Source organism: Sphingomonas sp. SORGH_AS_0879 (assembly GCF_030819175.1).
Taxonomy (GTDB): domain Bacteria; phylum Pseudomonadota; class Alphaproteobacteria; order Sphingomonadales; family Sphingomonadaceae; genus Sphingomonas.
In genome coordinates this window covers 3,629,421-3,642,512 of record NZ_JAUTBJ010000002.1, presented here as the reverse complement: position 1 = coordinate 3,642,512, position 13,092 = coordinate 3,629,421, and the positions used below count along the sequence as shown (strand labels likewise).

The 13,092-nt window shown below is 69.2% G+C and carries 11 protein-coding genes and 1 riboswitch; of the genes, 3 read left to right on the top strand and 8 right to left on the bottom strand.

Annotated features, from left to right (window positions below; translation table 11 throughout):
* Positions 1–72: 72 nt before the first annotated feature.
* Entirely contained in the window at positions 73–672 is a 600-nt protein-coding gene (gene cobO, locus QE379_RS17025; protein WP_373461871.1) for a cob(I)yrinic acid a,c-diamide adenosyltransferase, read from the bottom strand.
* The gene (cobU, locus tag QE379_RS17020) at positions 672–1,196 is read right to left on the bottom strand and encodes a bifunctional adenosylcobinamide kinase/adenosylcobinamide-phosphate guanylyltransferase (RefSeq protein ID WP_307002302.1); all 525 of its coding nucleotides are present in this window, start codon (positions 1,194–1,196) and stop codon (positions 672–674) included. The genes cobO and cobU overlap by 1 nt, the downstream gene beginning before the upstream one ends.
* Before the next feature lie 27 nt (positions 1,197–1,223).
* Here cobU and QE379_RS17015 point away from each other — a divergent pair, with 27 nt between their 5' ends.
* Genes QE379_RS17015 through QE379_RS17005 form a run of 3 tightly spaced genes read left to right on the top strand, consistent with a single transcriptional unit; the run spans position 1,224 to position 4,583 of the window.
* A complete protein-coding gene (locus QE379_RS17015; protein WP_307002301.1) occupies positions 1,224–2,210 on the top strand; it encodes an aminotransferase class I/II-fold pyridoxal phosphate-dependent enzyme in 987 nt (328 codons plus the stop codon).
* Positions 2,203–3,141, top strand: a complete 939-nt coding sequence (cbiB, locus tag QE379_RS17010) for an adenosylcobinamide-phosphate synthase CbiB (protein WP_307002300.1) — start codon at positions 2,203–2,205, stop codon at positions 3,139–3,141. The genes QE379_RS17015 and cbiB overlap by 8 nt, the downstream gene beginning before the upstream one ends.
* Positions 3,129–4,583: a cobyric acid synthase gene (locus tag QE379_RS17005; protein ID WP_307002298.1), complete on the top strand. Its 1,455-nt coding sequence runs from the start codon at positions 3,129–3,131 to the stop codon at positions 4,581–4,583. The genes cbiB and QE379_RS17005 overlap by 13 nt, the downstream gene beginning before the upstream one ends.
* Here QE379_RS17005 and cobS read toward each other — a convergent pair.
* The 6 genes from cobS to QE379_RS16975 all read right to left on the bottom strand — a co-directional run bounded on the left by cobS (position 4,568) and on the right by QE379_RS16975 (position 13,076).
* Positions 4,568–5,284, bottom strand: a complete 717-nt coding sequence (gene cobS / locus QE379_RS17000; RefSeq protein WP_307002296.1) for an adenosylcobinamide-GDP ribazoletransferase — start codon at positions 5,282–5,284, stop codon at positions 4,568–4,570. The two genes, QE379_RS17005 and cobS, sit on opposite strands and share 16 nt — an antisense overlap.
* Positions 5,281–5,838, bottom strand: coding sequence for a histidine phosphatase family protein (locus QE379_RS16995; RefSeq protein WP_307002294.1), 558 nt, complete (start codon positions 5,836–5,838; stop codon positions 5,281–5,283). Before QE379_RS16995 ends, cobS begins: the two co-directional genes overlap by 4 nt.
* A complete protein-coding gene (cobT, locus tag QE379_RS16990) occupies positions 5,835–6,845 on the bottom strand; it encodes a nicotinate-nucleotide--dimethylbenzimidazole phosphoribosyltransferase (RefSeq protein ID WP_307002293.1) in 1,011 nt (336 codons plus the stop codon). Before cobT ends, QE379_RS16995 begins: the two co-directional genes overlap by 4 nt.
* The gene (locus QE379_RS16985; protein ID WP_307002291.1) at positions 6,842–7,249 is read right to left on the bottom strand and encodes a DUF1636 domain-containing protein; all 408 of its coding nucleotides are present in this window, start codon (positions 7,247–7,249) and stop codon (positions 6,842–6,844) included. The genes cobT and QE379_RS16985 overlap by 4 nt, the downstream gene beginning before the upstream one ends.
* Before the next feature lie 89 nt (positions 7,250–7,338).
* Positions 7,339–7,531, bottom strand: a riboswitch (cobalamin riboswitch).
* Positions 7,532–7,701: 170 nt separating this feature from the next.
* Positions 7,702–9,966 carry a S9 family peptidase gene (locus tag QE379_RS16980; RefSeq protein WP_307002290.1) on the bottom strand — a complete coding sequence of 755 codons (2,265 nt, stop codon included), beginning with the start codon at positions 9,964–9,966 and terminating at the stop codon, positions 7,702–7,704.
* The gene (locus QE379_RS16975; RefSeq protein ID WP_307002288.1) at positions 9,963–13,076 is read right to left on the bottom strand and encodes a glycoside hydrolase family 2 TIM barrel-domain containing protein; all 3,114 of its coding nucleotides are present in this window, start codon (positions 13,074–13,076) and stop codon (positions 9,963–9,965) included. The genes QE379_RS16980 and QE379_RS16975 overlap by 4 nt, the downstream gene beginning before the upstream one ends.
* Between the last annotated feature and the right edge of the window lie 16 nt (positions 13,077–13,092).

Below are 13,092 nucleotides of genomic sequence, written 5' to 3'. Positions count from 1 at the left end.
CAGGCGGGAGGGGGTGGGGGAGGGCAGGGCCCCACGCCAAACGCTTTGTGGTGTATCCTTCCCAGCCGCAGCCTAAAATTCGATCCCCCTCTGCGCCTTCACGCCCTGTTCGCGGAAGGGGTGCTTCACCTGTGTCATATCCGTCACCAGGTCCGCCGCGTCGACCAGCGCCTCGGGGGCATTGCGGCCAGTCATGACGACATGTGTCATCGCCCCCTTGGTCGCCAGCACCTCCAGCACCTCGTCGACCGGAAGGTACTCGTAACGCAGCACGATGTTGAGTTCGTCCGCGACGATCAGGTCATAGGACGGATCGGCGATCATCCGCTTCACTTCGTCCCAGGCGGCGCGCGCGGTGGCGATGTCGCGGCTGCGGTCTTGCGTGTTCCAGGTGAAGCCCTCGCCCATCGCGTGGAAATCGACTTCGGGGAAACGGGCCAGCACCGCCGCCTCGCCGGTGGTCATCGCGCCCTTCACGAACTGGACCATGCCGACGCGCATCCCATGGCCGACCGCGCGGATCACCATGCCCAGCGCGGCGGTGGTCTTGCCCTTGCCCTTGCCGGTATGGACGATCAGCAGGCCCTTTTCCACGTCGCGCGCGGCGACCTTCTTGTCCTGCGCGGCCTTTTTCTTGGCCATGCGCTCGGCATGTTCGGCGTCGGTCCGCATCATTTCTCTCCTGAAAGCCGCAAGGGAAGGCCGGCCACGACCAGATCGGTCGCGTCGCACACCCGCGCCAGCCGCTGGTTGAGCGACCCTTGCGCATCGCGGAAGCGCCGCGCCAGCGCATTGTCGGGCACGATGCCGAAGCCGACCTCGTTGCTGACCAGCACCACGGGGCCGGGGGCCCCCTCCAGCGCCGCAACCAGCGCCTCGCCCGCCGCCGTCATGTCCGCTTCCCCTAGCAACAGGTTGGTGAGCCAGAGCGTCAGGCAGTCGACCAGCACCACCCGATCGGCGCGGGTGTGCTTGGCAATCGCCTCGGGCAAAGCGAGCGGGGCTTCCACCGTCGTCCAGCGCGCATCGCGGTCGGCGACATGGCGTGCGATCCGCTCGCGCATTTCGTCATCCCAGGCCTGTGCAGTGGCGATGAAGCAGCCGGTGGGCGTCATCGCCTCGGCCAGCGCCTGGGCGTGGCGGCTCTTGCCCGACCGGGCACCGCCGAGAACCAATAGGGTGCGGGGCTTCGTCATGCCCGCCCGCATCGCGGGAGCGGGGCTGTGACGCAAGCGGAAATGGGTGCGCTGACCCATCATGGCGGGCGGATCGATGCGGCCAAGGCCTTGTTCCCGCACGTCACCGAGCCTTGGCTGGACCTGTCGACCGGAATCAACCCGGTGCCGTGGCAGCCGCCTGCCGGATTGGCGGTCGATGCCGCGCCGCTGCCGGATCGAAGCACGCTCGCCCGGCTGGAGGCCCTGGCGGCGGCGCATTTCGGTGCGGCGCCGGAACGGGTGGCAGCGGTGCCGGGGAGCGAGATGGCGCTTCGGTTGCTGCCCCTGCTGGGCGTGGCGCAACCGATCGTCGCGGTGCGGCCCGGCTATGGCACGCATGGGGCGGTGGCGACGGCACGGGTCGATCACGCCGTGCTGGAGGAATGGCCGGGGCGGGCGGGGAGCCTGTTGCTCGCCAATCCCAACAATCCCGATGGCGTCCATCGCTCACCGGAGCAATTGACCCAATTGGCGGACGCACAGGCGCGGGCGGGCGGCTGGCTGATCCTGGACGAAGCCTTCGCCGACGCCATGCTCGGACCCGGCTTTGCGGGTGGCGAGCGGGTGGTGGTGTTGCGCTCCTTTGGCAAGTTCTTCGGGCTGGCGGGATTGCGGCTGGGCTTCGTCATCGCCGAGCCAGAGTGGCTCGCGCGGTTGCGCGCCCTGCTGGGCGATTGGCCGGTGGCGAGTCATGCCATCGTCTGGGGTAGCGCCGCCTATGCCGATCGCGGCTGGATCGCCGCGACCCGCGATGCGCTGGCCGCGCGGGCGGTCGCGCTGGACGCGGTGCTGGCCCGGCACGGACTGACCGCACGGGGCGCGTGCCCGCTGTTCCGCATGGTCGAGACGCCCGACGCCCCGGCGATCTTCGCGCGACTGGCGGCGGCGGGGATATTGGTCCGGCCCTTTGCCGACGCACCCGAGCGGTTGCGGTTCGGCGTGCCGGTCGCTGACGACCTGAACCGGCTCGATAGGGCATTGCACCATGGCTGACCCCGTAGCGCTGGCGGCCTTGGCGCTGGACGCCGCGATCGGTTGGCCGGATCGGCTCTATGCGCGGGTCGGGCATCCGGTGGGAGCGTTCGCGCGGTTCCTGAATTGTGCCGAGCGGCTGGGCAATTCCCCCAAGCGGCCGGAGGGCGTGCGGCGGGGGCTGGGCGTCCTGACCATGGTGGTCCTGATCGCCCTGACCGGCGGAGTGGCATGGTGGCTCGACCGGGAATCGCACCTTCTGTTCGGTCGCTGGGGGTGGATCGCCAGCGCCGTCCTCGCCTGGCCCGCGCTCGCACAGCGCAGCCTGTACATCCATGTCCGGCCCGTCGCCGAGGCCCTGCTTCGCGGCGACCTGCCTGCCGCCCGATCGCTGGTCGCTCGGGTCGTGGGGCGCGATACCGGGCGGCTGGACCAGGCGGGCGTCTCGCGCGCCGCGATCGAGACGCTGGCGGAGAGCTTCTGCGACGGCATCGTCGCGCCGCTATTCTGGTTGCTGCTGCTCGGGCTGCCGGGCGCGTGGGTCTATAAGGCGATCAACACCGCCGACAGCCTGATCGGGCATAAGGAGCCGCGCTGGCGGGCGTTCGGCTGGGCGGCGGCGCGGATCGACGATGGGGCGAACTGGGTGCCCGCCCGGATCGCGGGAGCGCTGGTCTGCGTTGCGGGCGCGCGGGGCTGGCGGGTGATGCGGCGGGATGCACGCGCCCATGCCTCGCCCAATGCGGGCTGGCCGGAAGCGGCGATGGCGGGCGCGCTGGGCGTCGCGCTGGCGGGGCCGGTCGCTTATGACGGCGTGACCCAGATCAAGCCATGGATCGGGCGCGAGGGGCGGGCGGCGTCTCCGAAGGATATCGTCACCGCGCTGCAAATCTATGCGCGGGCGTGTCTGCTCCTCTGGGTGATCGCGGGGGGTGTCGCATGGCTGGCGTGATGATCCAGGGCACGGGCTCGGACGTCGGCAAGTCGGTGCTGGTCGCGGGGCTGTGCCGCCTCTTCGCCAATCGGGGCCTGAGCGTCCGCCCCTTCAAGCCGCAGAATATGAGCAACAACGCCGCCGCCACGCCGGATGGCGGCGAGATCGGACGGGCGCAGGCGACCCAGGCGCTGGCGGCGCGGGTGCCTCCGCATGTCGACATGAACCCGGTGCTGCTGAAGCCGCAGGGCGACCGCACCTCACAGTTGATCGTGCGCGGGCAGGTGCGGGGGATGCTGCCTGCGTCGAAATGGCGCGAGGGGCGGATCGGGCTGCTGCCCGAGGTGGTCGAATGCTATCGCCGGTTGGAGGTGCAGTGCGACCTCGTCATCGTGGAGGGCGCGGGCTCGCCCGCCGAGGTCAACCTGCGTTCGGGCGACATCGCCAATATGGGCTTCGCGCGCGCGGCGAGGGTGCCGGTGGTGCTGGCGGGGGATATCGACCGGGGCGGGGTGATCGCCTCGCTGGTCGGGACGAAAGCCGTGATCGACCCAGAGGATGCCGCGATGATCCGGGGTTTCCTGGTCAACAAGTTTCGCGGCGACCCGGCGCTGTTCGCCGATGGCTTGGGCGTGATCGCGCAGCATACCGGCTGGCGCTCGCTGGGGCTGATCCCGTGGCTGGCGGATGCCGCGCGCCTGCCCAGCGAGGATGCGGTGGTGCTGGAACGGTCGCGCGCCGGGGCCGGGGGGCAGGTGGTGATCGCCTGTCCGATCACGCCGCGCATCGCCAATTTCGACGATCTCGATCCGCTAAGGCTGGAGCCGCAGGTCGACCTCGTCATGGTCCGCCCCGGCGAGCCGATCCCCGATGCGGCGATGATCGTGCTGGCGGGGTCCAAGGCGACGATCGCCGACCTCGCCTTCATCCGCGCGCAGGGTTGGGATATCGACATCGCGGCGCATCATCGGCGCGGGCGGCCGGTGCTGGGGCTGTGCGGCGGATACCAGATGCTGGGGCGGAGCGTCGCGGACCCGGACGGGATCGAGGGGCCGGCGGGCCGGGTCGATGGCCTGGGGCTGCTGAACGTGGAGACGGTGCTGACCGGCGAGAAGACCGTTCGCCCCGTCACCGGCGAGGCGCTCGGGGCGGGCTTTTCGGGATATGAGATCCACCTGGGGCGCACGAACGGCCCCGACACCCTCCGGCCCATCGGGCATCTGGCCGATGGCCGGGCGGAGGGCGCGATGAGCGCCGATGGGCTGGTTGCGGGCAGCTATATCCACGGTCTGCTGGGTGAAGCGGCGCAGCGCGCGGCGTGGCTCGCGCGGATCGGGGTGGAGGGGGCGGGGCCGGATCACCGGGCCGATATGGACGAAGCGCTCGACGCCATCGCCGCCACGCTGGAGGCGCATGTCGATGGCGACGCGCTGCTGCGGATCGCTCAGGGCAGGGAATAGAGCGCGGCGGCGAGGAGGAGGGCGGTCTCGGTCCATTCGATCCCCGCGCCATGCACGTCGCCGGTCATCCCGCCCAGCTTGCGCCGGAACCAGAGGAAGAGCGCACCGATGGCGAGCGGCAGGGCGGCCAGCGGCGGCCAGAAGGCAATGATCGCGGTGACGACGACGCCCGAGAGGATCAGGTCGAAGGGACGCACCGCCCGCGCCACCATCGCCCCCAGGCCGCCGGGTCGGAGCGGCGGGAGGAACCGGGCCCAGACCAACGGCCCGATCCGCGCCGCCGCCGGGATCAGCGCGATCCATGTCCAGCCTTCGGGCGGCACGCGGTGGAGCAGCACCAGCTTGGCGAGCAACTGCATCACCAGCGCCACCACCCCGAAGCTGCCGATATGTGGATCGGCCATCACCGACAGCAGCCGCGACCGGTCGCCATGCGCCGCGCCCAGCCCGTCGCTGACATCCGCCAGCCCGTCCAGATGCAGTGCCCCCGTCACCCAGACCCAGGCGATCAGCGCCGCCAGTGCCCCGATCCACGGATCGACCCGCGCCCCCAGCCAGCCCGCGCCCGCGACGATCACCCCGATAGCCAAGCCCGCCACCGGATAGAGCCGGATCGCCCGCGCGAAATCCTCGGAATCCGCCTCCACCCGCGGCATGGGCAGGCGGGTCAGGAAGCCCAGCGCGACGACCAGCGTCCTCATGTCGTGACCAGCCCGGTCACCTGCGCCGTGCGCGGCACGCCGTCCCACACTTCCAGTGTCAACAGGCTGGCATAGGGCAGGGCGAAGGCCCAGACGGCGCGGAAGTCGAAGCCGCACAGCACATGCAAGGCGGCGCGCATCGCCCCGCCATGGGTGACGATCAGCGTCGGTTCGGGGCGCAACTCGGCCAGGGTTCCCGCGACCCGCGCCACCAGATCGGACCAGCGCTCGCCGCCGGGGGGCGGTGCGGCGTCGGGGTCATGCCAGAAACGATCGAGCGCGGCCCGGTCGATCGCGTCGGGGGCCAGTCCGTCCCAGTCGCCAAAGTCCAGTTCGCGCCAGCGGGGATCGATTTCGGCCGGGCCGATCGCCTCGGCGCAGGCGCGGGCTCTCGACAGGTCGGAGCCGATCCGCCGCACGACCTCCACCCCGCGCGCCCGGTCGACACAGGCGGCGATGCCCCGTGCCGTCGCCGGGCTGTCGGTGCGTCCCAGCATCCGCCCCGTCAGTTCGGGCTCGCCGTGACGAAGCAGATGGAGGCGGAACCCGGTCACGCGGTGGCGACCCCCGCTTCGGCAAAGGTCGCCATGCCGTCATGCGCGGCCAGCGCCGATCGGATCACCTGCACCGCCACCGCCGCGCCGCTACCCTCGCCCAGCCGCATGTCGAGCGACAGGATCGGCGTCAGCCCCAGCCGGTCGAGCAGTCGGACATGCCCCGGCTCGGCCGAACAATGGCCCGCCAGGCAATGGGCGGCGATGCCGGGATTGGCGAAAGCGAGCGGGGCGATCGCGGCGGTGCCGATGAAGCCATCCAGCACGATGGGTACGCGCTTCGCCCGCGCGGCCAGCACCGCGCCCGCGATCGCCGCAATCTCCCGCCCGCCCAGATGGCGCAGGATTTCAAAGGCGCTGCCCAGATGGTCGCGGTGCAGGGACAGGCCATCGGCCACGGCGACAGCCTTGCGCGACAGGCCTTGCGCATCGACGCCGGTGCCGGGGCCGACCCAGTCGGACGCATCGCCTCCAAAACTGGCGGCGGCGAGCGCGGCGGCGGGGGTGGTGTTGCCGATCCCCATCTCGCCCAGCACCAGCAGGTCGGCATCGCCCACCGCTTCGGCCCCGGCGTTCAGCGCGGCGAGGCATTCCGCCTCGCTCATCGCCGGTGCGGTGGTGAAGTCCATGGTGGGCCGGTCGAGATCGAGTGGCACCACCGACAGTGCCAGCCCCGCCGCCGCCGCCAGCGCGTTGATCGCGGCCCCTCCGGCGGCGAAATTGGCGACCATCTGCGCGGTCACCTCCGCCGGAAAGGCGCTGACCCCGCGCGCGACGACGCCGTGATTCCCGGCGAAGATGACGGCGCGGCCCCGTTCGATCCGGGGACGCTCGCGGCCTTGCCATCCGGCGAGGAAGATCGCGATCTCCTCCAACCGGCCCAGCGAGCCGGGGGGCTTGGTCAACTGGCCCTGCCGTGCCGTCGCGGCGTCGCGGGCGGCCGCATCGGGTTCGGGCAAGGTGGCCAGTGTCGCCTCGAACGCGGCGACGGTGGGGAAAGCCTTCATTCGACGACGAATCCTTCGGGCGGCGTGCGGGTGAGGAAATGGCCCTTCACCCCTTGCGGCCATTGCTTGTACGGCACCTGCCCCCAGTCGCTGGCGGCATAGGCCCGCGCATAGTCCAGGATGGCGCGGGCGGCATCGTCATCGGGGGCGAACTTGCCCATGACATAGCCGACCTTGCCGGGGCAGCGCAGATGGACGGTGCAGAAGGACTGGCAGGCGAACAGGCAGGGCATCTCCTCGACCGCCACCTCGGCATAAGCGGGGTCGGACGCCTGGACGCGGCGCAACGCCTCGACCAGCAGCGCGCCGCCGCGCTTGCCCTCGTCATTCTCGCGCACGTCGTCGGACAGGCGACAGGTGTTGCAGGCGACCACGGCGGGGCCGTTGGTGGCGGGTTTCAGCATGGGAAGGACTCGGTCACGGGGCATTCTCCACAAAGCGCCGTCGCCCGCGCGAGGGGAAACCCCCGTCCGTCCGGCACACCCTGACCGGTCGAAGGACGACCGCGACGGGCAGGTCTCCTGGCTCGCGGGTCGGGGCCGGTCCGCCGCCTTCTCGGGGGTGTTCTGCCCCCAATGGCGTGATGGCGAACGGCTCGCCGCTTACAGTTGCAGGGGCAGCCGGGGCATCGCACCCCATTCCCTTTTCATCCCCCGCCAAGGGGAACCTGTCGCGGGAGGAGCGATAGGCGTGTGGAGGAGGGGAGGCAATTCTTTCCTTCCGGCCCCTTCCTCCTCTTTTCCACCCCGGCGCAGGCCGGGGTCCAGGCGCCGTTCGCGATGTGGTGCGCTCCATTGTGCGCCGAAACTGGACCCCGGCCTGCGCCGGGGTGGTGCGCACGATATGCGGAAGAAAGTCACTCCTCGCCGCGCAGAGCCTTCAGGAAGAACGCATATTGCCGCCGCATGGCATACGCGACCGGGCCGGTGGAGCGCCCGGCGGTATGCTCGCCGCCGGGGACGACCAGCAGGTCGAAATCCTTGTCCGCCTTGATCAGCGCATCGACGACCTGCGTCGTGCTGGCGGGATCGACGTTGGAATCCTGCTCGCCGACGACCAGCATCAGCTTGCCCTGCAACTGGTGGGCATGGACCACGCCCGAGGCGTCCAGGTAACTCCGGTCGACCGGATAGCCGAGCCATTGTTCGTTCCAGTCGATCTTGTCCATCCGGTTGTCGAAACACCCGGCATAGGCGACCCCGGCCTTGTAGAATTCGGGGTGGAAGAGCAGCGCGTTCAGCGTGCTCTGCCCGCCCGCCGAGCCGCCATAGATGCCGACGCGGGTGATATCGGCGGCGGGGTCCTTGGCGTTCAGCGCCTTCATCCAGGCGATGCGATCGGGAAAGCCGCTATCGGCCAGGTTCTTCCACGCGACGTCGTGAAAGGCCTTGGAGCGGTTGGCGGTGCCCATGCCGTCGATCATCACGACGACGAAGCCCAGATCGGCGAGCTGCTGCATCCCCATGACCTTGTCGCCGCCGGAGAAGGCACCGAACGGCCAGAAGCCCTTGGGCACGAAACTGTCGTGCGGCCCGGCATAGATGTTCTCGATCACCGGATAGCGCCTGGCCGGGTCATAGTCGCGCGGGCGGACGACCAGGCCGTAGATATCGGTCTTGCCGTCGCGGCCCTTGGCGGTGAAGCGTTCGGGCGGGCGGAACCCGGCGGCGGTCAGCGCGGTGATGTCGCCCTTTTCCAGCGTCTGGATCAGGTGGCCATCGCGGGCGTCACGCCATTCCATCGTCTCCGGCAGGTCGGTGCGGGAGAAGACGTCGACGTAAGTGGTCATGTCGGGAGAGAAGCGGACTTCGTGAGTCGCATTCTCGCGCGTCAAGCGGGTCAGGTTGCGGCCATCGAAATCGACCCGGAACCAGTGTTTGTAATAGGGGTCTTCGCCGGGGACGAAGCCGCTGGCCGAGAACCAGATTTGCCGCTTTTCGTCATCGACGTGTCCGATGTCGCGGACCAGCCAATGGCCCTTGGTGATCTGGCGCACCACCCGCCCGGTCGCGCCATCGACCAGATAGAGATGCCGCCAGCCGTCCCGCTCCGACGCCCAGAGGATCTCGCGGCCCAGCCCCTTCACGTCGTGCGACCAGATGCGGTCGCGGAAGACGAAGGTCTTCGCGGTTTCGGTGACGGCGGCATGGGCCGCGCCGGTGTCGGCATCGACCGCGATGATCTTGGCCTCGCCGAAGCCGCGTTTCAGGTCGTCAAAGGCGAAGCTCTTGCTGTCCGCGCGCCATTCGGGGGCGGACAGGGTATAGGCACCCGCGAACAGCGCCGGATCGATCTCGGTCCGCTGGCCGTCCGCGACGCGGAAGAGGACGGGCGATTCCTGATCCACCGCATCGCCGGGCTTGGGATAGAGTTGCTGGACGACCTCGGGCTGGACCTTGCCCGGCGGCGCGGCGAGGACGCGGGTGACCATGCGGGCATAGCCGGGGCGGACACGTTGGAGCGCGATATGCTGACCGTCGGGGCTCCAGGCGATGGTTTCGGGGTCGTAGAAATTGGCGGGGCTGCCGTCCTGGGAGCGCCAGACCTCCTTGCCGCCACTCGCGGTCCGCACGACCAGATTGTCGTCGAGGACCAGCGCCTCCAGCCTGCCATCGGGGGAAAGGCGGGGATGGTTGTCGGCGGGAACGCGCAGGTCGCGCACCACGCCGAAGCCGCGCGGGCGGGCAGGATTCTCGGGCGGGACGACCGCGCAGACCGGCTGGACGAGAGTGCAGCGATAGACGGTCTCCTCATAACCGATCGAGAAACGGATCGCCGAACGGTCGGGCGAATAGGCGAAATGCTCGAAGGGCAGGCGGGAAGGTTCGACCGGCTTGCCCGTCACCTTGGACAGCGCGGGGGCGAGCGCGGCGGCGTCGAAGGCGGGAGCCTTGGCGCGGGTGGCGGCGTCGACATCGACAAAGGCGAAGCCGCCCGCCACCGTCTTGCGATAATGGAAATGCCGCCCGTCCGCATCCCATTCGGCGGGGGAGGCGATATCGCGGGTCAGCCATTGCCACCGGTCGCGAAGCGCCAGCGACGTGGCGATACGGTCGGGCACGGTCTGCGCCGCCAAGGGCGAGGTGGTCAGCAACAGGGCGAGGAGGGAAAGTCGCTTCACTGGGCGGCTCCGATCGTGAAGCTGTAGGTCAGCGGCTGGAGCGCGATGCGATAGGGCATGTGCGCGCGGCCATCGAGGTTCCAGCCGGTATCGCCCCCGACCCCGACCTGCGCGGCGTCGATCAGCAGCGTGCCGTCGCCATGCGGGCGGATATCCGAACTATGCGCCTTGCCCGGCGGCTTCATCGCGAGGTCGGCATAGGGGAAGGGCAGGGCGTTGACCGACAGCGGTTGCGCCCCCGTCACGCGAAACCCCACGCCGGTGCCGGTCAGTTGCAGCCAGCGAACATCGGTCTTGTTGCCGCTCTCCTGCGGCCGGGCATAGTCGTGATACTGGTCCGCCAGCGCGCCGCTCCAGCGGGCGATGATCGCACCGGTCTTGCGATCGGCATAGCTTTCCCAGGGGCCGCGCCCGAACCAGCTCACCTGGCCGAATTGCTGCCCCGGCGTCGCGAAGGCGAGGCCGACGCGCAAGGGATCGGGCAAGGTCGCGCGGAGCGGCGTGAAGCGCACCGTCGCGGTCGCGCTGCCGTCCGGGGCCATGGTCCAGCGGGTCCGCATCTTGACCGATCCCACGCCCATGTCGTGATCGACGACGATGGCGTTGCCGTCGCGCTGGATATCGTCGAGGCGGCGATGCTCGGAGAAATATTGCCACATCGCATGGCTCTTGGGCACGCCAGCACCCACATCATTGTCGGTCGGCGCGCGGGTGAAATTGGGCGCGCCGCCGGTCAGCAAGGTCTTGCCGTCACGGGCATAGCGGCGAACGAGGCCCGTTTCGCGGTCGATCTCCAGCACGGCGTTGCCAGCCTTCAGCGTCATCGCATCGGGGCTTTCCTCCGGCACGGCCGATCCGGCGGGGGCGGCGACGAAGACCGGGGCGGAGAGCGCGAACTGCTCCCAGCCGACGACATGACCCGCGGGTAGCGGCGGGATCGCCCCCGCCCTGGTCCGCGCGCGCAGGATCAGCGAGCGTTCGGCCGTGGCGTCCTTCGCCGGGGGCAGGGCGAAGGACAGGGGAGCGCTCGCTCCGGCCGCGACCGATGGCGTGGCGATGCTGCCCCGCGCCGTCTCGACGCCATTCTCCAGCACCGTCCAGTCCAGCGTGAAGCGCGACAGGTCGATATGGTCGTGGCGGTTGACCACCTGCCAGCCGCCGCCCTCATGGGTGAAGTGGACCGGCGACTGGACATGCGCCATCTCATAATATTCGGGGTCGGGGGTGCGGTCTGACTGGATCACGCCGTCGCCCACGGGGCTGTCGTCGCCATGCAGCCCCGCATCCTTGGGATCGGGATCATAGTCTAGGCCCTGGCCCCAATAGGGGTGACCGTCCTTGTCCTTGAGGATCATCGTCTGGTCGACCCAGTCCCAGACGAAGGCCCCCTGCAACTTCGGATATTTGCGGAACACGTCCCAATAACCCTGAAAGTCGCCCAGACTGTTGCCCATCGCATGGGCATATTCGCACAGGATCAGCGGCTGGGTGAATTCGGGCCGCTGGGCATAGTCGGCTAGCTTCTCCACATCGTCATACATGGGCGCGAAGATATCGACATAGGCGTTGGTCGGATGTCGCCAGCCGCTCATGCTATAGCCGAGGAAGTTGATCAGCCGCGTCCTGTCGTGCTGGCGGATCCATTTCGCCGCCGCCTCGAAATTGGGCCCGACACCGCTTTCATTGCCCAGTGACCAGAAGATGACGGACGGGTGGTTGCGGTCGCGCTCGACCATGCGCTGCACCCGGTCGAGATGCGCCGCCGCCCATTCGGGTTTGTGCCCCAGATTGAGCGTCGGGTCGTTCTTTTCCTGGGTAAGGCTGAGATAGCCGTGGCTCTCGATATTGGCCTCGTCCATCACGTACAGGCCATATTCGTCGGCGAGGTCGTACCAGCGCGGATCGTTGGGATAGTGGGAGGTGCGGACCGCGTTGATGTTCGCGGCCTTCATCAACTCGATATCCTTGCGCATCGTCTCCTCGGACACGATGCGGAATGTGTGCGGGTCATGTTCGTGCCGGTTGACGCCGCGGATCATGATCCGCTTCCCGTTCACCCGGACCTCGCCGCCTGCGACCTCGACCGTGCGGAAGCCGATGCGGCGGCTGGTCGCCTCGATCAACTTGCCCTTCGCGTCGAGCAGTTCGACCAGCAGGGTGTAGAGATTGGGGGCCTCCGCACTCCACGTCTTCACGCCCGGAACCTGCGCCGTGATCGTCGCGCTGGTGCCGCTGGGCGTCGCGGTCCGGGTCAGCACCGTCCGCTTGCCGTCGAGCAGGGTCGCCCGCACGCTGGTGGCCTGCGCCGCGCCCGCCAGATCGACCTCCGCCGACAGCGTGCCGTCGCGATACTCGTTGGTCAGCCCGGCCTCGATTCCCAGGTCGCGAATATGGATCTGCGGCGCGGCATAGAGGGTGATCGACCGCTCGATCCCGTTGACCCGCCAGAAATCCTGATCTTCAAGGTAGCTGCCGTCCGAATGGCGGTAGAGTTCGATGGCGATGACATTGCGGCCGCGCCTGGCGGCACGGCTGATGTCGAATTCGGTGGGAAGCTTGGAGTCCTCGGAATAGCCGATCTTCTCGCCATTGACCCACAGATAATAGGCCGCCCCCGCCGCGCCGACGGTCAGCAGCAGCCGACGTCCGGCGAAATGCGCGGGAACCGTGAAGTCGCGGCGATAGGAGGCGACTTCGTTCAGCCGGTGCTCGATGAACGGCGCGTTGCGGGGAAAGGGATAGCCGCTGCCGACGAAGACCGGGCGGCTCAGCCCCTGCGCCTGAAGGATGCCGGGAACCGCGACCTCGCGCCAGGTCGAGACGTCGCGCGCCGGGTCCTGGAAGCCGACCGGTCGCGCCTCGGGATTGGGCGACATGTGCACCTTCCACCTCCCGTCGAGCGAGAGGTGATAGCGCGACTTCGCCACGTCGCCTGCCAGCGCCGTCGCGCGCGTCTCGAACCCGGCAAAGCTGCTGTGCATCGGCTCCGCGCCGATATGGTTGATGGCGGGATTTTCCCAGTCGGGCCGGGGTTCGGTCGTCTGCGCCGATGCGGTGTGCGCCAGCATGGCCGAAAGGCTCGCCCACAGGGCCCATCGTTTCATCGCCATATGCCGTCTCTCCTCC